The organism is Flavobacterium sp. (assembly GCF_035456225.1).
GTDB lineage: Bacteria > Bacteroidota > Bacteroidia > Flavobacteriales > Flavobacteriaceae > Flavobacterium.
On the sequence record NZ_DATIDM010000164.1, the window covers coordinates 12,305 to 31,405 of the forward strand.

Genomic DNA, 19,101 nt, shown 5'->3' on the forward strand with positions numbered 1-19,101 from the left:
TCACAGTTTACAGTCGCAGTAATCAGTCGCAGTATTCAGTTTTCATATGATTACAGCAATTAATATTGACTTCTACTTTCTGTTTTCTAAATCATCAGATCACACAAATCTTTTAAAGCTTGCAGTGTCTGAAGGTCATCTGTTAAAGGTTCCACAACACCAACATGAACGGATAATCGTTTTGGTAATCCGCTGTGGATTAATTTTGCAGCATCCACCAATAGTCGGGTAGAGACAGTTTCGGTTAAGCCTAATTCGGTCAGATTTCTGATTTTATTTCCGATGTTCACAAGTTTTTTAGCGATATCGCTATCAATCTGAGTTTCATTAACCAGGATTTCCACTTCTGTTTTTGCTTCAGGATATTCGAAGGATAGCGCAATAAAACGTTGACGCGTTGATGGTTTTAGTTCTTTGAATCCGCGTTGGTAACCCGGATTGAAAGAAGCAACCAACATGAAATTGTCGTGCGCTTTAACGGTTTTTCCTAATTTATCGATGAAAAGTTCACGACGGTGATCGGTAAGCGAGTGAATGGCGACAATTACATCCGGTCGGGCTTCGGCAACTTCGTCCAGATAGATGATGGCACCTTCCTTAACTGCAGTGGTCAAAGGACCATCAATCCAAACGGTTTCCGCCCCTTTGATGATAAAACGTCCGATTAAATCTGTCGCTGAAGTTTCTTCATGGCAACTGATGGTGATGATTTGTTGTTCCAGCTGATGCGACATATATTCGATAAAACGGGATTTTCCGGTTCCTGTCGGTCCTTTCAGCAACAAAGGAATTTTATTTTTAAAGGCATGTGAGAAAACATCTTCCTCTCTGCCCGTAGCTTGATAATAGGGGATGGTTTGTAACATAATTAGTCAGATTTTAAAAAACGAAACCCATTCTTATACATACAGGCAGTGACACTTGCTGTAGTTGTTCAGAACGAGTTTCGTAAAAAAAGAACGTGTATATAATCTAGTTTGTTTCTTCTGAATACACTACTTTAACATTGGGGATGTTGTTTATTTCTTTTGAAGAATTCCCGTTGTTTGGTTTTTTTTCAAGAGCCTCATCAGTCGGTTTTCCGTGTTTAAAGAAGTCATAAATGAATAAGGAGATACCAACGGTGAACATAGTTGCGCAAATGACAAGAACCACAAAGTGAATGCTGATTTCGTTTTGTACATCCATGAAATCCATTTTCATTTTTCGTTCCATATACACTTGAGCCACACCTGCCACACCAAAAGCTACTGTCATTCCAAGCATTCCGATGTTGGATAACCAGAACGCCATTCTTCCCTGTGAGCTGTCATAACGTTTACGTCCGGTTAAATTTGGCAAAGCATAGCTGATAATTGCTAAAACAATCATGGCGTAAGCTCCCCAGAAAGCCAAGTGGCCGTGCATCGCTGTTACCAAAGTTCCGTGTGTGTACAGATTTGTTTGTGGTAAAGTGTGCGCAAAACCTAATAATCCCGCTCCGATGAATGAAACAATGGAAGCTCCGATTGTCCAGTATAGCGCAATTTTGTTTGGATGGCTTTTTTCACCTTTTCTGTACATGTTTACGGCGAATAATGCCATTGCAAGGAAAGCTAAAGGTTCAAGTGCCGAGAAAATTCCGCCAACAACCAACCAGATTTTGTTTACACCGATGAAGTAATAGTGGTGACCAGTTCCCAACAATCCGGAAAGGAAAGTCAAACCTACAATCACATACAGCCATTTTTCGATAACTTCACGGTCAATACCGGTTAATTTGATCAGTAAGAAAGATAAAATACCTCCCATAATCAGCTCCCAAACACCTTCAACCCAAAGGTGAACTACCCACCATCTGAAGAATGAATCCATTACCTGACTGTCAAACCAGATCATACCCGGTAAATAAAGCAATGCGGCAAAAAGGAGTCCCATTGTCAAAACCAGGGATGTAGTCGTTTTTTGTTTTCCTTTGAATAAGGTGGCGAGAATCAATCCGAGGAATAAAAGAACGTTCACAACTACAAGGAAGTCAAGTTCTCTCGGGATTTCAAGGAATTTTCGGCCTTCCCAATGATTGAAGTGATAACCGACAACCGCGACCACTCCGACGATGGCCAATGAGATTAGCTGAACATAAGCTAATTTGACATTAACCAATTCGCGTTGCGCTTCTTCGGGAATAATATAGTATGCGGCACCCATGAAGCCGGTTAATAGCCACACTACCAAAAGATTTGTGTGAACCGCGCGGGCAGTATTAAACGGAATAAAATCGTGTAGTCCGTCAAACCCTATTCTGGCAAAGCCCATGATGAAACCATAGATTATCTGCAATGATAAAAGCAACATGCATAATCCGAAAAACCAATAGGCTACTTTTTGTGATTTGTATTTCATAACGCAATATTTTAATTATTATCCTTTGATAAAGGTGATACAACTCGGTCAAATCCGTTGAGGTCGATTTGTCCGTTCCATTTCAAAAAGGCAATAACAGCTTCGGCATCCGCTTCATTCATGTTATATTTTACCATTTTTCTTCCTTTCGGAGCCCAAGGTACAGGGGACATTAGAACCGCTTTTACGTAACCTTCTCCGCGTCGGTCGATTACTTTTGTAAGTTCCGGAGCATAATAGCCTCCTTCCCCTAATAGTGTATGGCAACCCATACAATTGTTTGATTCCCAAATTTCTTTTCCTCTAACAACCTTTTTGTCAATTTTGGAATAATTGGACTGATCATTAGAAGGCATAAACGAGTAGATGGTCAGTCCGATGAATATGAGAAAGGTGACTACCGTTCCGCCTAAAAAGAATGCTCTGGCCTGTGATTTTGAAAGCATAATGATTAGTGTTTATTTGTTATTTAATGGTTTTTTAATAGAAGACTTTTTTGTCCTTTATTGTGCAAATCTCGGTTTTGATTTGTTATAACAATATGATAAATGTCATTTTTCAATTTATTTATTTGTCTTTCTTTTATAATATAAAAATTGACATGTTTCAAGGTGCTGAAAGGGAATTTATTTTTCCAAAAGTACTGTTGAAAAATAATAAAAGATATTTTTGTCCTTTATTAAAAATAAAATGTAAATTTGTATGTGAAATAATTTAAAATGATTGATTATGAATGTGATTGAACAAGAAACCATTGGAGGGTTTGTAGCTGAAGATTTCAGAACGGCAGCAATTTTTTCAAAATACGGAATTGATTTTTGCTGCAAAGGTCATAAGACTTTAGAGGAGGTTTGTAATACGAAAGGACTGGATATTTCCATCATTCAAAATGAGATTTCGGCAGTGATGAGCACAAAAGGAGATATGGGAATCGATTTTAAATCGTGGCCGACAGATTTGCTGATTGATTACATCGAAAAAACACATCATCGTTATGTGGAAGAGAAAACGCCAACATTGCTTATGTTTTTAGATAAACTATGTAAAGTCCACGGGAATGCCCATCCGGAACTTTTTGAAATCAACGAGTTGTTTAAAGGATGCGCCGGGGAATTGGCCCAACATATGAAAAAGGAAGAACTTATTTTATTTCCGTTCATAAAAAGATTGGTGAAAGCTAAATTGAGCAACGAATCTGTCGCTGTGCCACCTTTCGGAACTGTTGATAATCCGATTGCGATGATGAAACATGAACATGATGCAGAAGGTGAACGTTTCAGAACAATTGTAGAATTGACAAATAACTATACACCACCAGCCGATGCCTGTAACACTTACAAAGTAACATTCGCTATGTTGCAGGAGTTTGAGCAGGATCTGCACAAACACATCCACCTGGAAAATAATATTCTTTTTCCTAAAGCACAGGAATTGGAGAAGGAACTTTCTATTTAATTATTTATACTTCAAAGGTAAAACACTATAACATCGAGCGTTATGCAGAAATTTGTGATAAAGAGAAACGGAGATTACAAACCATTTGAAGGTTTTAAAATTAAGGATGCTATAATAAAAAGTTTCAACAGTGTTGCCGTACCGTTCGATGTAAGTGTTTTCGATAGTGTGATGACGGGCATAGAAATTAAAGAAGTATGGGCGGTTGAAGAAATTCAGGACATGATTGAAAAAACGCTCTTTCAGAAAGAGTATTTTTCAGTAATGCGCTCGTTTATGCTTTTTCGTCATACGAGAAAGTTACAACGCGAACATGTTGACGGACTGAACGATGACACTACTTATGTGGACAGCACACAAACGATAGAGGAATACATCGGACAAACGGATTGGCGTATTAATGCCAATGCCAATACTTCTTATTCCAATGCCGGATTGGTAAACAATGTGGCCGGAAAAATTATTGCGAACTACTGGTTAGACAAGGTCTACACTAAAGAAGAAGGATATGCTCATCGTAATGGAGATGTACATATTCACGATTTGGATTGCTTAACCGGTTATTGTGCCGGTTGGAGCCTTCGGGTTCTTTTGAACGATGGTTTTAACGGTGTTCGAGGCCGAGTGGAAAGTAAAGCACCATCTCATTTCAGGGAAGCTTTGGGGCAAATGGCCAATTTCCTCGGAATTCTGCAAAGCGAATGGGCTGGTGCTCAAGCATTCAGTTCGTTTGATACCTATCTGGCGCCTTATGTTTTCAAGGACAACCTGTCTTTTGAAGATGTACTGAAAGCGATACGAAGTTTTGTTTACAATCTGAACGTTCCGGCGCGTTGGGGGCAATCACCTTTTACCAATATTACGTTGGATTGGGTAGTGCCTTCTGATCTGAAAGAACAGATTCCAACAAAAAACGATTTGCATTTATTCGATAAAAATAAAGATGAAAACCTGTTGAATCGTGCAAAGGGAAGAGGAGTCTCTGATCTGACTGAAATGCGCTATGAACATTTTCAGCCGGAAATGAACCTGATCAATAAAGCGTATTATACGGTTATGACAGAAGGCGATGCTAACGGGCAGCCGTTTACGTTCCCGATTCCAACCGTAAATATCACAGAGGATTTCGATTGGAACGGCGAAAATACCGAATTGCTTTTTGAAAATACCGCAAAAATCGGGTCATCTTATTTCCAGAATTTTATCGGAAGCCAGTATGTGTTGGATGAAAACGGAAACCGTGTTGAAAACCCGAATGCCTACAAACCCAATGCGGTGCGCAGCATGTGCTGTCGCTTGCAACTCGATTTGAGGGAATTACTTAAACGGGGTAACGGACTTTTCGGTAGTGCCGAAATGACCGGAAGCATTGGTGTGGTTACCATAAATATGGCCCGCTTGGGATATATGTTTAAAGGGGATAAAGAAGGCTTGTACCGTCAATTGGATAAATTGATGGAATTATCCAAGTCGACTTTAGAGAAGAAAAGAAAGTTCATTCAGGAAATGTATGACCGCGGACTGTATCCGTACACGAAACGATATCTTCCGCATTTCCGAAACCATTTTTCTACTATTGGCGTTAACGGAATGAACGAGATGATTCGGAATTTTACGTTTGACAAAGTAGACATCACTTCGGATTTCGGAACCGATTTCTGCATGGAAATTTTAGATCATATCCGTAACCGAATGAAAGAATTTCAGGAGGAAACGGGAAATTTATATAATTTGGAAGCTACTCCGGCGGAGGGAACTACTTACCGCTTTGCAAAGGAGGATAAAAAACGTTTTTCGGATATTCTTCAGGCTGGGAACGGTGCCAATATTTATTACACCAACAGTTCACAAATTCCGGTAAATTATACCGAAGATCCTTTTGAAGCCTTACTGATGCAGGACAAGTTGCAGTGTCAGTATACAGGCGGAACGGTATTGCACCTTTATATGAGCGAAAAAATAAGTTCGCCCGAAGCTTGTAAGCAGTTTGTGAAAAAAGTGCTGACAAATTTCAAATTGCCTTATATCACCGTGACTCCGGTGTTCAGTGTTTGTCCGGTTCACGGATACTTAACTGGGGAACATGAATATTGTCCGAAATGCGATGATGTCTTACTTCAAAACCACAAAAATGAATTATATGAAGAACAGTAATGAAATCCTGGAGCAGAATCAGCATTTAAGAACAAAATGTCTGGTTTATACACGAGTAATGGGTTATCACAGGCCTGTGGAAAGTTTTAATATCGGTAAAAAAGGTGAACACAGTCAACGCACCCATTTTATGGAAAGAAAATGCTGCTAAAGCAATTTTCAGCATAACTCCGTTTAGTTTGTTGGATTATCCGCATAAATCAGCCTGTATTTTATGGTTTACAGGCTGTAATATGCGGTGTTTATACTGTTATAATCCGGAAATTGTACTTGGGAAAGGCAAAATTTCATTTGATGAGGCGCTTACTTTTTTAGCGACACGGAAAAAATTATTGGATGCTGTTGTATTAAGTGGAGGTGAATGTACAATGCACAAAAACCTGATTCGGTTTGCCAGGGAGATTAAAGCCATGGGATTTGATGTGAAAATAGATACTAACGGATCCAATCCTTCGGTTTTAGAAGAGTTGATTGTTAATAATTTGGTTGATTATGTTGCTTTAGATTTTAAAGCGACTGAAATGAAATTCCGCGAGGTTACCCAAGCCAATTTGTTTTTGGCATTTGAAACGTCGCTGCATTTATTACTTCAGAATAAAATTCATTTCGAAGTGCGCACCACTTTTCATTCGGATTTAATAGATGAGTTGGAACTTCATGCCATGGTATGTTACCTGGAAAACAAAAAATACAGCGGCAACTACTACGTTCAGCACTTTGTGAATAATGTGGAAACGATTGGGGATTTGCCCCGGTCTTCACGCGAAATTGAAAATGGCTTTTTCAGCACAGAAATGATAAAAGTAAACTTTAGAGGATGAGTATGGTTAAGAAATGGATACTGATATGTTTCGGAAATTTTTTAGTGGCCGCACTAATGGGGCTGCTTTTACGCTTCCAGTCTCTTTCGCCGGTTACCGGTGTAAATTACCTGTTTTTGTTACACGGGCATTCTCATATTGCCATGTTGGGCTGGGTTTATCTGGCGCTTTTTGCTTTGATTTATCATTTCTTAATTCCAAAAAATAAAGAAATTGAGAGAAAATTTAATCGCCTTTTTTGGGTTACACAATTGGCGGTTGTCGGAATGATGGTTGCTTTTCCGTTGCAGGGATATGCTGTTTTTTCCATTACATTTTCGACATTGCATATTTTTAGTAGTTATTATTTTGCACGACTGGTCTGGAAATACCAGAAAATTGATTCTTTACCCGAAAGATACCTGCTTAAAACAGCCTTGGTTTTTATGGTTTTATCCACTTGCGGTATCTGGTGTTTAGGCCCAGCTGTAGGTTTAATGGGAAAAACAAGCGCCTTTTATCAGATTGCCATTCAGTTTTTCCTTCATTTTCAGTTTAACGGATGGTTTATAATTGCCGTTTTGGCTTTGCTGTTCCATCAGATGCAAATAAAAGTTGATAATCAGGCTTTCTTTTCCTTTTATAAATGGCTTGTTGCCGGTACCTTAACAACGTTTGCCTTACCGGTAAGCTGGTATGTTTCCCATCCGATATTGCCATGGATAAATGGAGTAGGAGTTGTAATCCAGTTGGTTGCTTTTGTGAAATTAGCCCTGTTGTTAAGACCGAAATTCACTGAATTTTATGCGAAACTGAAAAATATCGAAAAAATCGTGTTCAGTTTTGCATTGTTTTCATTAACGCTGAAAGTCCTTATACAGCTCTTGGTTATTTTTCCGGAACTGGCATCGGTTTCACACCAAATCCGAAACTTCGTAATCGGATTCATCCATATGATTATGCTGGGGATTATTTCAGGATTTTTGCTTGGATTTTTACTGAACGCGAAAGTCATACAACGAAAAAACAGGTTTTCGGAACACGGTATTAAAATCTTTCTGATGGGATTTGTTCTTACCGAATTCCTTCTGTTTGCACAAGGATTTAACTACTTCCTTCATTGGTCTGAAATACCAATGTACCATCAGAATTTATTTATATCCAGTATTTGGTTAGTCATTGGGATTATTATGATTATTTTTAGTAATGCCAATCTGAAAAACAATTTGAAATGAATCATCACTTTTTATTAATCATACATTTAATCTGTGCCGCTATCTGGGTAGGTGGGCATGTGTTACTTGTATTCGCATATCTGCCGAAAGCCTTAAAAGAAAAAAATCAGCAGATTATCCTCGACTATGAAAAGAAGTACGAGCCTGTTGGTATGCCGGCTTTGGCTTTATTAGTCATTACAGGAATAATGATGGCTTATAAATACGGTGTGGGTATTGAAAGCTGGTTTCATTTTTCTACACCTATAGAAAAAGTGATTTCAATAAAATTAGCCTTGCTGTTCGTTACGGTACTTTTTGCCTTAAGCGCCCAGTTTAGGGTAATCCCAAAATTAAAAAACAATAACAACAAATTACCAGAAATGTGTCTTCATATCGTCTCTGTGACCTTAATAGGCGTTATCATGCTTATTATGGGATCATTTGTGCGATTTGGAGGAATTTAAATTAAAATTACAATGATAGCTACAGAACCTTTAAAACGAGTAAAAGAACTACAATCTTTAAGCCGCGAACATCATCACGGTTTATTGTTGTGCTGGAAAATAAGAACCGGTTTCGCGAAAAACGTTTCGCCGTTACGAATTAAAAACTACACCGATTGGTTTTACATGAAATACCTTTTGCCTCATTTCGAATTGGAAGAAGAACATATTTTTCCTATTTTGAAAAACGATCATGAATTGGTCAGAAAAGCACTTGTCGATCACAGACGATTAAGAAGGCTTTTTAACCAGAGCATAAACATTGAACTGAATTTGGGGTTAATCGAGGAAGAATTAGAAGCACATATACGGTTTGAAGAACGGATTTTGTTTCCGGAAATACAAAGTGTGGCCACTTCTGAACAATTGGAAAGAATCCATGAAATCCATAAAGAAGATCTTTTTGTCGAAAACATGAAAGATGTTTTTTGGAAATAAATCCCATCCGAAAAGAACATACAACGGCAATCTGTTATGGATTGAATTTTCTAAAACAAGATCAATAAAAAAAGCCTGAATTACAATTACGTAATTCAGGCTTTTTTACTAATTAACCTAATTAACCTGATTTATTTTGCAGTTGTAAAAATTCTCGGGTTGATGGTAATCATTACCCAAGCCCAGTTATTATCATATCCTTTGTTACCTGCTTTTAGGATTTCCAAGGTGTCAGTTCCGAACATTTGGGAATACCCGCCGGAAATCATAACGTCTTTCTGAAGTGTATAACTCGCTGTTAAATCCATCTCTGTACCAAGGTAACTATCCATTTTTTGAGAAGGATTTACAGGGTCGATCACATCAGCTGCAGTCATGAAGAAATGTGGGATGGCGTTGAACTGCCATTTGTTATTATTGTATGTGAATTTAGCGAACAAATCCTGTAGTCCTACCGTATTTCTGTAATTGCCCACGTAGAAATAATCCATATAACCATTGAAGGCGTGATTGGTTCCGAAAATAGGCCAGAATGATTTTATTTTACTATCGGTATCATCCTGATCCTTTCCTGAAAGATATTCGTATCCAAGACCTGCTTTAATTTTAGTATTGAACGCATAGTTCGCATTCAGACCTGCATAATAAGCACTAACAGATGTGTTTTCGGTAACAAGTTTCGCTTTTCCGGTTTGTCCGTACAGACCTAAATTACCGTCGAATTTGTTTTTTGCATAGGTCAGATACGTTCCAAATGTCTGCATGTCGTCCACTTGGAGTTCATCTGTTATTGCATCTCTGTATTGGATGCCCACGTTTAAGGCCAATAAACTCATTCCTAATTTGTCGAAATTGGTGTGATACCAGGCATGTTGCATGTGTTTGTAGCTGATGGTGTATAAATCACGGTAAAGTTTTTCAGCATCCGAATTCAATGCAAATCCCAAATCAAGTTGATGGTTCGGCTGTTTGAAGGAGATAAGTGCCGCATCGTGGCTTTGTCCTTGTTGTGCCCAATCAATTTCACCCATGATTCTTTGATTGTCATACGAAATAACCTGTCTTCCGAGTCTCGCGCTCCATTTTGGAGTGATGTCATATTGTGCCCAGGCCTCGAAAAGAGCTATTCCGTTTTTGTCGGATGTTGTTGTTGTGGGAACATCTCCCCAAACCCTGATGTTCTGAAAAGTCAGTTTTGCTTTTAGTTTTTCCTGTTTGAAGTTAAAGTTAAGTCGGGATCGTTGGGATACAAATGAAGTAGGCAATGAACCATCTTTCATGAGTTCTTTAAATCCGTTTCGGTATTCGTAACGGGGTCTTAGTTGCAGATTTGCATCTAATTCCTGAGCGAGAGCTCCCGTGCCCATCATCAGAAACAATGATAAGCCAATTTTTTGTATTGATTTCATATTTGAAAAATTTATTTGTCAGTGGTCAAATATGTATCGCCTTTTATTTTGGTGTTTTTTTACAAAAAACTAGTTGTTAGTGGCGATTTCATAGTTGGGTTAGTTTAGCTTTTCAGCTTCTTCGGTAATTTTTTTTACGGTTTCATCGTAGCTTACCCCCAAACCTTCTTGTTGGTAGGCCAATTCGCCGCCGGCATTAAAAACACTGATAATGTTAGAATGGGAGAAATCCATGGGCGAAATTTTTTTGTAGTTTACAGCTAAAACAGCAGCAAATTCGCGGGTGTTTTCCTCGGTAGAACGTAGAAACAGCCATTGGTGGTTATCCATTTTGTTTTCTATCGAGAATTCTTTAAGACGTTTCGGAGTATCTACTGTTGGGTCAATGCTTACCAATACCAACTGAACTTTATCCTTCAGGTTTTCCGGGATTCGTTCTTCAATATGGCGCATATCTGCTACTAATCTTGGACATGCCGATTTGCAGGATGTGTAAATCATCACCATAACCAGGACTTTTCCTTTTAAATCTTTCATCTCAATGTTTTTATTGTCTTGAGTGGTCCATTGAGATGGAAGATTGTAGATGGATAATTCAGATATGGCAGTAGAACTTTTTTTTGTTGAGGTCTCTTTTTTGTGCTGCGAATTACAGCTTTGCAAGCCGATTAGGATTACTAATAATCCCATTAATATACTTTTCATTTTTTTAAATTTGATTTTTTCTTCAGAAAAAGTGTCATACCTTATGAGTTAGGTTCTTTATTTAGGCAAATCTTTTGCACATCTGAAACCTAAATTTCGGGTAGTATAACTTGCCTTTAAGCTGCCTCGGAAGGCATAACGCATGAAGGCGGCGTAGTTCATCAAATCAGATGCATTTACAGATCCGTTGCCGCAAAATAAGTTTTTGTCTGAATCCTTATCTTTTCGGGATTCTCCGGAAAGGAAAATGCTGTTAAAATCGGAAGTCCATTCCCATACTAAACCATGCATGTCATAAACTCCCCAATAATTTCTGAATGTTTTACCAATCGGATTGTTATACGTTTTTGACTTTTCGTACCAGGTAAGAATATATTTATTGTATTCTTCTTTGGTTCTGGCATCAATTCGTTTTTCATCCGCCATGGCCACATATTCCCATTCGTCTATAGTAGGCATTCTTTTTCCCTGACATTCGCAGTATTTTTTTGCGGCAAACCAGGAAATATTGGTTACAGGTGAATTGGGTTTTTCTGTTCCGAAATCAAAGTCGCTTTTCCAGTGTGATAAATAGCTTTTATCAGCAAAAAGGCCTTTGATTTTTGAACGGCTGTACTGTGGGTTTTTTTTCAGGAAGTTCAGATATTCTTCGTTGGTTACCGGATAAATATCCATTTTGAAAGTTTTGACTTCAACAGGTTTCTTATCAGAGGTTCCATAAAGGGGAACATATGTCCCCCTTTTTATGGTAACCATGCTTTTTTCCTGAGCAGTAAGAGCTGTTGCCATAAATAAAACAGTATGGATAATCAAAACTATTTTATATTTAAGTTTCATGGTCAACGTGTTTTTGAAAATTATTTATTTTTTTCCTCTTTGTGCTTTCACCATTGCAGTGGTAACTTTTGTACCGTTATTTCCCCAACTGCTGTAAACGTAAGTTAAAACATCTGCAATCTGTTCATCGGATAATGATTGCGGAGTCATCATGGCATTGAATTTCTTGCCGTTTACCGTTATCGGGCCGCTTAATCCGTTGATTACCGTTTTGATGGCGCGATTAACATCTTTATTCAGGTAATCCGATTTAGCCAATGGAGGGAATGCATTTGGAACTCCCTGTCCGTTTGCCTGATGGCAGGCGATGCAGGTTTTTGAGAACACTTCTTTTCCTTTAACCGGGTTGTTAAGGGCAACTTTAGTTACTTTTTCCGTTTTCGCAGGAGTTGTAAAACTGTATAAACCGATCGCTAAAGCGATTGTGGCAACTCCAAAAATTATCTTTTTCATGATAAAAAGTATTTATAAATTATTAGTTATTTATTCGTGTATGTCTTTTGCTTTTGCAACTACTTTTGCTCTTTGAGCTTTTACCATTGGAGCAGTTACGTTTGTTTTGTTATTGCCCCAACTGTCATATACATAAGTTAGAACATTGGCAATCTCTTCATCCGTAAGGTTCTGGCTTGTCATTACACTGTTGTATTTTTTGCCGTTTACGGTAATCTCTCCGGTCAAACCATGTAAGACTGCATCGATTGCTCTTTTTGGATTTGCATTTAAGAAATCTGATTTTGCTAGAGGAGGGAAAGCATTCGGTATTCCTTGTCCTTCTGATTGGTGACAGGCGAAGCAGGTTCTTCCGTAAATTTCTTTACCCGCTTTAACTTGTTCCGGAATGGATTTCGGTGTGTACGCTTTAGCCTCTCCTTTTGCTTTTGGCATATTTTGGATGGTTCCGCCTTCAGGTAAATAGATTCCTTCCTGAACTGTTCCAGAGTAAATGGTTTTTTCCTGATCTCCTTCAACTTTAAGCATTCCGATTGCTCCTTTGTTAAACGCTCTGAAAATAGAGTGGTCTACAAGGATAAACGTTCCCGGAACATCAACTTTAAATTCAACGATAGCAGAACCACCGGCCGGAACTAATGTTGTTTGAACATCTTTGTTGATAAGGTTTCCGCCTTCAATGTGAACTTTGTCAAAAATCTCCCCAATAACATGGAATGAGGATACAATGTTTGGTCCACCGTTACCCATGTAAATACGTACTGTTTCCCCTTTTTTAGCCGTGATTGACTTGTCACCTGTTAACGAACCAACTTTTCCGTTGAATACAACATAATCTGGTTGTTCTTTAATAGCTTTCTCCATATCGAAAGGCTGATTGCCCTGTTCGCCGTAAGCCCCTTTGGTATAGAAATCTCCTTGCATGATGTAGTACTCTTTGTCTACCGGAGGTAAGCCTCCTTCAGGTTCAACAAGAATCAAACCGTACATACCGTTGGCAATGTGCATTCCCACAGGCGCTGTGGCGCAGTGGTATACATATAGACCAGGATTTAAGCATTTGAAGTTGAATACTTTTTCATGTCCTGGTGCTACTAAAGATGAGGTTGCCCCACCTCCGGGGCCTGTTACCGCGTGTAAATCGATATTGTGTGGTAGTTTGTTGTCCGGATGGTTTTTTAAGTGAAACTGAACTTCGTCACCAATTCGTGTTCTGATGAAACTTCCCGGAACCGAACCGCCAAATGTCCAATACGTGTATTTTACACCGTCGGCCATTTCGCCCTCCTGTTCTTTGATTTCCATGTTTACGATTAGTTTTGTGGCAGCTCTGTTTCCAATTGGTTTTGGAACAAACGGTGGAGGCGTTAGTTCGGCAACCATTTCTCCTTCAACTTTAATTTTGGTAGGATCAATAGAGGAATCGTTTCCAAAAGAAAACAAGCCTACTGTTATTGCAGATAGCGCTAAAACACCGACAGCAATTTTTAATCTGGTTTTCATAATAGTGGGTTTTAATTTGTGTTTTATTTTATTGAGTAAAATTAAAGGACAAAAATGTCTTTTATTGTGATATTTGTCATGTTTTTGAAAAATAAAATGGAAGGATTTGAAAATGGATTTAGGGTCTTATGGTTTGAAATACAGTAGGTTGTAAAAGTATAAGTGTGGTAAAAATACCGAAAAAAGGAATTGTTGGTCTTGTTTTTTTGATTTTTCGAAAAGCTTTAATACTTTAATTTTTAAGTTATCTTTGAATAGAATTTATTTTCCGTTGCTGTTGTAAATTATCTGACAACGGAAAAGAATGATGTAAAAACTTTATGCTTCTAAAAAATTACCGTACCGTTTTCATGGAAGAACTTTCATCGCTCTATGACGACTATGAGACCGAAAGCTTTTTCTATATTATATTGGAAGATTTTCACAAGATGAAACGTGTGGATTTGGCTTTGAATCCTACTTTCGAATTGACTCCCGAAATGTTACAGCAATGGGAAAATGTTTTGGCGCAATTAAAAGAGCATCGTCCGATACAATATATTCTGGGAGAAACCGAATTTTACGGATTGCCGTTTTATGTCAATGAAAACACCCTTATTCCCAGACAAGAAACCGAGGAATTGGTAGATTGGATAATTAAAGAGAACACAAATAATAATTCTGATAAAGAAATAAAGGTGCTAGATATCGGCACAGGTACCGGATGTATTGCTATTTCCTTGGCTAAAAATATTCCGGGAGCTAAAGTTTTTGCGATGGACATCTCCGAAAAGGCATTGGCGACAGCCCAAAGAAACGCCGAACGAAACGAGGTGGATATTACTTTTATACATCAGAGTATTTTAGAAACGGAGGATCTGCAGCAAATATTTGACATCATTGTTTCAAATCCGCCCTACGTGAGAAATCTGGAAAAAGTAGAAATCAAGAAAAACGTTTTGGATTTCGAACCGCATTTGGCTTTGTTCGTAGAAGATGATGACGCGTTCGTTTTTTATCGAAAAATTACCGAACTGGCCACGCAGCATTTATACGAAAACGGACAGCTGTACTTCGAAATCAACCAGTATCTCGGACAAGAAATGGTCTGGCTGCTGGAAAAATACAGTTTTAAAAATATCGAATTGCGAAAAGATATTTACGGGAATGACAGGATGATTTTTGGAGTGTTCGGTGATCAATAATCAGTTGAATTCAGGTCAAGTCTGTAAACTGACCAATATCTTTAAATTGCAAACTGTGACTGCGACTGTAAACTATTCTTAATTACTCATAACGCAGCGCCTCCACAGGATCTAGTTTAGAAGCTTTAATCGCAGGGTACAATCCGGAAACAATAGCAACAATAAAAGTGGTGATGAAAGCCGCCATAATTGCCATCCACGGAATCACGAAGTTAAAATCAATAGCTTTCGAAATTCCAAATCCAATGGCTATTCCAAGAATAATCCCAAGGATTCCACCCATCTGGCCAATAACCAGTGTTTCGGTAAAAAACTGCCAGGCAATCGTGCTTTTTTTGGCTCCAAGCGATTTTCTTACGCCAATTTCCCGGGTTCTTTCCGTAACCGAAACCAACATGATGTTCATCAGTGCTATCGAAGAACCGAAAACGGTAATGATACCGATAACCCATGCGCTGATTCGCAGTACTTCGGTATTGGAAAGCAATCGCTGAATCAAATCGTCGCTGCGCTCCACTCCGAAATTATTTTCCTGAACCGGACTCAATTTTCTGATTTTTCGCATGGAAATGGTAGCATTGTCCGAAGCCATGGCCAAACTTTCCTTTTTACTCACCATTACATTAATATCGTAATTGATATTAGGAGCCGAAAACAGTGAACGTGCCACCTGAATCGGAATCAAAACCCTTAAATCCTGATTGTTCCCAAACGTTGAACCTTTTTCTTTCAGTACGCCAATCACTTTAAATTTAGCACCTCGAACTGAAATCGTTTTGTCAATAGGATTGGTATCTTTAAAAAGTCCTTTTTCAAAATCGGAACCTAAAACGCAAACATAAGTATTATTAGAAATATCAAAACCGGTAAAATTTCGGCCTTTTGTAGTTTCCAAACCTTTGTTGGGTAGGAAATTCTGATCGACTCCGACAATGGTAATTTCCGGATCTGTTTTTTCGGATTCGTGTTTTACTTCAGCATTGGAAGTAGCCGTAAACGATAAGGAAGTGGTAGTGAACGGGAAACTGTATTTGTCCTGAAACGCCTTTGCCTGCGGATAACTGATAATCGGATTGATCTTTTGTTCTGAATTGTTTCGGTTTACTCTTTCCGAAAAATCGTATTGACTGATTGAAAACGTATTGGCACCCATCGAAGCGAAATCCTTCATGATAGTGTTTTCCAATGCCGAAACTACCGTCAGGATTCCCACCAAAGCGGTTATTCCGATAGCAATGATCATCACTGTTAAAATGGTGCGCAAAAGCTGACTTCTAATCGCGCCCAGCGCAATTCTCGTATTTTCCTTAAAAAGACCGATTCCTCTCATAGTGATAATTTGTCATAAAAATAGGCTTATTGTTACATTTAGGAAGTAAGAATTTAGAAATTAGAAGTCAGAAAGTGTAAAAATTGATTTTAATAAAGCGCAATATGTTCGATATTTGCAAAAAATAAATAATGAAAGAATTTTAGAGTTCTGCTTTCAGAATTCTAATTTCTAAATTCTAAATTTAAAAATGGCTCAAAAACCAAGCATACCAAAAGGAACCCGCGATTTTTCGCCGGCAGAAGTTGCGAAACGTAATTATATCTTTTCCATTATCAAATCGAATTTCGAAAAGTTCGGTTATCAGCCAATCGAAACACCGACCTTCGAAAATTCCGAAACCTTAATGGGGAAATACGGAGAAGAAGGTGATAGATTAATCTTTAAGATTTTGAATTCGGGCGATTATCTGGCGAAAGCAAACGAGACTTTTTTAGCGGAGAAAAACAGTTTGAAGTTAACCTCGCAAATCTCAGAAAAAGCTTTGCGTTACGATTTAACTGTTCCTTTTGCGCGTTACGTGGTGCAACACCAGAACGAAATCGAGTTTCCTTTCAAACGTTATCAAATCCAGCCGGTTTGGAGAGCCGACAGACCGCAAAAAGGGCGTTTCAGAGAATTTTATCAGTGTGATGCCGATGTGGTGGGTTCCACTTCATTATGGCAGGAAGTGGAATTGGTTCAGTTGTACGACAGTGTGTTTTCGGCTTTAGGGCTGGAAGGCGTAACCATCAAAATCAACAACAGAAAAATCCTTTCCGGAATTGCTGAAGTAATTGGTGCTTCCGATAAATTAATCGACTTCACAGTTGCATTAGATAAATTGGATAAAATCGGTGAGGATGGTGTGAAAAAAGAAATGCTGGAAAAAGGAATTTCGGAAGCTGCTATTGAAAAAGTGCAGCCACTGTTCAACTTCACCGGAACTATTAAAGAGAAAATCGAAAAACTTTCCGCATTGCTTTTGTCTTCAGCAGAAGGAATGAAAGGAGTGGAGGAGTTACAGTTCATCTGTGATAACATTATGGCTTTAGGTTTGGATAAATCTGATTTGGATTTGGATGTAACATTGGCACGCGGACTGAATTATTACACCGGAGCCATTTTTGAAGTCAGCGCGCCAAAAGGAGTTGCAATGGGATCCATAGGTGGCGGTGGCCGTTACGATGACTTAACCGGAATCTTCGGATTGAAAAATATGAGTGGTGTCGGAATCTCATTTGGTCTGGACCGAATCTATCTGGTTTTGGAAGAACTGAATCTGTTTCCGCAAACAGTAACATCAACTTCAAAAGCCTTGTTCTTAAACTTTGGACATGAGGAAGCGTTATATTCGATGAAAGCAATTTCTCAACTGCGAAAAGAAGGTATTAAAGTGGAAATGTATCCGGATAATGCCAAAATCGGAAAACAATTCCAACATGCCGATAAACGTGGTATTCCGTTCGCCGTGATAGTTGGCGGTGATGAAATCGCAAATAACCAATACGCATTAAAAGATTTAGTTTCGGGTGAACAGAAGAAAGTGAGTTTAGGTGAACTGAAAGAACTTCTTAAATAATAGAAAAGGCTGTCGGAAAGGACAGCCTTTGTTTTTAAATGGCACCGAGGATTCACTGATTAAAAATATAATTCAGATAAAAATCTGCGAATCTGGGGTTTGTTTTTATGTTGTGACTATTTTTTTAAAATTATTTTTTAGTCACAAATTGAGAAAGAGTTATTCAATTCCCCCACAGCACCATACAACGGATTAAAATGACCTTAATCAGCTTAATTTGTGTCCTTTTCTTACATTTTGTAGATTAGTATGATATCTGCTTTGCTTTAGTGGTATTGGAGTTTTCCTGCATGGAATTCACAATGTTTTGAATTTAGTCATTAGTGGAAGTTAAATCATAAGAGATGAGTACTGCAAAACCAAACGATGAAAAACAATCTGGTGGTTATTTAAAAGTAGTTCCTACAATACTGACAACTGTTGGAGTATTGGTAGGTGCTATTCAGTATAATAGTAATTATGAGAAGGAAATTCGGAAAAACACTTATAACACCACCTTTGATATTTACCAGGAATTTACAGAAAAATGTGCTGTCCTGTCCCATTATGAAAAAGATAGTGTAGCTACAGAATCGTTTAACAGGGATTACAAGGATTTTGAAAAAATCTATTTCGGGAAATTTTTATTAGTTCAGGATTCTACCGTAAGTGACCAGGCTCAAAAATATTATGACCTTGTCAATAATTTTAAACAACAAGGTTCTCCTGTTTCCAATTCGGATCTTGAAGATGGTCTCTTGAATTTAATTTCCGCTTCAAGAAATTCTTTAAATAAAATAATAGAAAAATGAAAAGGCTATATTTTTTCTGCGCGCTGTTCTTCCTGACAATTACGCTTCAGGCACAAGAAGCAAAATTGGTAATCCTGAAGAATGGTGCTCCAATAAATCAGAATGATATGTCGGTAAAAATATCAGATGTAATTACGGTACAGATTTCAAATGAGAACCCGGCTATGAAATATAAAATCAGCAATTTGAGTCTGGATATCCGGACAGCTAAATCGGAGCAAATTAAGAATGTTCAAAATTCACCACGTTCCCAGAAAAAAATTACCCTGAAAAACGACAAGTTTGAAGTCAGCCCAAAAATTAAAATCAATATTCAGAAATACGCCAGCAGTGATGTAACACGATTCATCCTAAAATTAATTTTAGTCGAGGAAGAAAA

Annotated in this window: 19 protein-coding genes and 1 pseudogene; 11 read left to right on the plus strand and 9 right to left on the minus strand. The window is 38.1% G+C overall.

Annotated elements, in window-relative coordinates:
- Positions 1 to 86: 86 nt before the first annotated feature.
- The 3 genes from VLB74_RS09850 to VLB74_RS09860 all read right to left on the minus strand — a co-directional run bounded on the left by VLB74_RS09850 (position 87) and on the right by VLB74_RS09860 (position 2,828).
- A complete protein-coding gene (locus tag VLB74_RS09850) occupies positions 87 to 866 on the minus strand; it encodes a CbbQ/NirQ/NorQ/GpvN family protein (protein WP_325203289.1) in 780 nt (259 codons plus the stop codon).
- 106 nt (positions 867 to 972) lie between these two features.
- Positions 973 to 2,382: a cbb3-type cytochrome c oxidase subunit I gene (locus tag VLB74_RS09855; RefSeq protein ID WP_325203290.1), complete on the minus strand. Its 1,410-nt coding sequence runs from the start codon at positions 2,380 to 2,382 to the stop codon at positions 973 to 975.
- A gap of 11 nt (positions 2,383 to 2,393) precedes the next feature.
- Positions 2,394 to 2,828, minus strand: coding sequence for a c-type cytochrome (locus tag VLB74_RS09860; protein WP_325203291.1), 435 nt, complete (start codon positions 2,826 to 2,828; stop codon positions 2,394 to 2,396).
- A 283-nt stretch (positions 2,829 to 3,111) separates the two neighbouring features.
- On the opposite strand from VLB74_RS09860, the gene ric reads away from it, so the two are divergent.
- From ric to VLB74_RS09890, 7 genes are read left to right on the plus strand one after another with little or no spacing between them, the layout of a single operon-like run.
- Positions 3,112 to 3,837 carry an iron-sulfur cluster repair di-iron protein gene (gene ric, locus VLB74_RS09865; protein WP_325203292.1) on the plus strand — a complete coding sequence of 242 codons (726 nt, stop codon included), beginning with the start codon at positions 3,112 to 3,114 and terminating at the stop codon, positions 3,835 to 3,837.
- A gap of 42 nt (positions 3,838 to 3,879) precedes the next feature.
- Positions 3,880 to 5,991, plus strand: a complete 2,112-nt coding sequence (locus VLB74_RS09870; RefSeq protein WP_325203293.1) for a ribonucleoside triphosphate reductase — start codon at positions 3,880 to 3,882, stop codon at positions 5,989 to 5,991.
- Positions 5,978 to 6,142, plus strand: a complete 165-nt coding sequence (gene nrdD, locus VLB74_RS13435; RefSeq protein WP_414655594.1) for an anaerobic ribonucleoside-triphosphate reductase — start codon at positions 5,978 to 5,980, stop codon at positions 6,140 to 6,142. Before VLB74_RS09870 ends, nrdD begins: the two co-directional genes overlap by 14 nt.
- Entirely contained in the window at positions 6,096 to 6,812 is a 717-nt protein-coding gene (locus tag VLB74_RS09875) for an anaerobic ribonucleoside-triphosphate reductase activating protein (RefSeq protein WP_325203294.1), read from the plus strand. Before nrdD ends, VLB74_RS09875 begins: the two co-directional genes overlap by 47 nt.
- Positions 6,809 to 8,026 (plus strand): hypothetical protein, encoded by a 1,218-nt coding sequence (locus VLB74_RS09880; RefSeq protein ID WP_325203295.1) that lies wholly within the window; start codon positions 6,809 to 6,811, stop codon positions 8,024 to 8,026. The genes VLB74_RS09875 and VLB74_RS09880 overlap by 4 nt, the downstream gene beginning before the upstream one ends.
- Positions 8,023 to 8,472 carry a CopD family protein gene (locus VLB74_RS09885; RefSeq protein ID WP_325203296.1) on the plus strand — a complete coding sequence of 150 codons (450 nt, stop codon included), beginning with the start codon at positions 8,023 to 8,025 and terminating at the stop codon, positions 8,470 to 8,472. The genes VLB74_RS09880 and VLB74_RS09885 overlap by 4 nt, the downstream gene beginning before the upstream one ends.
- A 12-nt stretch (positions 8,473 to 8,484) precedes the next feature.
- On the plus strand, positions 8,485 to 8,949 hold the full coding sequence (locus VLB74_RS09890; protein ID WP_325203297.1) for a hemerythrin domain-containing protein: 465 nt from the start codon (positions 8,485 to 8,487) through the stop codon (positions 8,947 to 8,949).
- Between the two features lie 131 nt (positions 8,950 to 9,080).
- Here the strand turns inward: VLB74_RS09890 and VLB74_RS09895 are convergent, their stop codons facing one another.
- The 5 genes and pseudogenes from VLB74_RS09895 to nirK all read right to left on the minus strand — a co-directional run bounded on the left by VLB74_RS09895 (position 9,081) and on the right by nirK (position 13,856).
- The gene (locus VLB74_RS09895; protein ID WP_325203298.1) at positions 9,081 to 10,358 is read right to left on the minus strand and encodes an alginate export family protein; all 1,278 of its coding nucleotides are present in this window, start codon (positions 10,356 to 10,358) and stop codon (positions 9,081 to 9,083) included.
- 99 nt (positions 10,359 to 10,457) lie between these two features.
- Positions 10,458 to 11,063, minus strand: coding sequence for an SCO family protein (locus tag VLB74_RS09900; RefSeq protein WP_414655595.1), 606 nt, complete (start codon positions 11,061 to 11,063; stop codon positions 10,458 to 10,460).
- 57 nt (positions 11,064 to 11,120) lie between these two features.
- Entirely contained in the window at positions 11,121 to 11,852 is a 732-nt protein-coding gene (locus tag VLB74_RS09905; RefSeq protein WP_414655596.1) for a formylglycine-generating enzyme family protein, read from the minus strand.
- Positions 11,853 to 11,924: 72 nt separating this feature from the next.
- Positions 11,925 to 12,287 (minus strand): annotated as a pseudogene (locus VLB74_RS09910) (c-type cytochrome); the annotation flags it as partial.
- A 96-nt stretch (positions 12,288 to 12,383) separates the two neighbouring features.
- On the minus strand, positions 12,384 to 13,856 hold the full coding sequence (gene nirK / locus VLB74_RS09915) for a copper-containing nitrite reductase (RefSeq protein WP_325203300.1): 1,473 nt from the start codon (positions 13,854 to 13,856) through the stop codon (positions 12,384 to 12,386).
- 320 nt (positions 13,857 to 14,176) lie between these two features.
- Between nirK and prmC the strand changes: the two genes are divergently transcribed.
- Positions 14,177 to 15,040, plus strand: a complete 864-nt coding sequence (gene prmC / locus VLB74_RS09920; protein ID WP_325203301.1) for a peptide chain release factor N(5)-glutamine methyltransferase — start codon at positions 14,177 to 14,179, stop codon at positions 15,038 to 15,040.
- Positions 15,041 to 15,122: 82 nt separating this feature from the next.
- Here prmC and VLB74_RS09925 read toward each other — a convergent pair whose 3' ends face one another.
- Positions 15,123 to 16,370: an ABC transporter permease gene (locus tag VLB74_RS09925; protein ID WP_325203302.1), complete on the minus strand. Its 1,248-nt coding sequence runs from the start codon at positions 16,368 to 16,370 to the stop codon at positions 15,123 to 15,125.
- Between the two features lie 190 nt (positions 16,371 to 16,560).
- On the opposite strand from VLB74_RS09925, the gene hisS reads away from it, so the two are divergent.
- The 3 genes from hisS to VLB74_RS09940 all read left to right on the plus strand — a co-directional run.
- Positions 16,561 to 17,931 carry a histidine--tRNA ligase gene (gene hisS, locus VLB74_RS09930; protein WP_325203303.1) on the plus strand — a complete coding sequence of 457 codons (1,371 nt, stop codon included), beginning with the start codon at positions 16,561 to 16,563 and terminating at the stop codon, positions 17,929 to 17,931.
- A gap of 344 nt (positions 17,932 to 18,275) precedes the next feature.
- Positions 18,276 to 18,722, plus strand: coding sequence for a hypothetical protein (locus VLB74_RS09935; protein WP_325203304.1), 447 nt, complete (start codon positions 18,276 to 18,278; stop codon positions 18,720 to 18,722).
- A partial coding sequence (locus tag VLB74_RS09940; RefSeq protein WP_325203305.1) for a hypothetical protein occupies positions 18,719 to 19,101 on the plus strand: 383 nt, incomplete at its 3' end. The genes VLB74_RS09935 and VLB74_RS09940, both read left to right, overlap by 4 nt.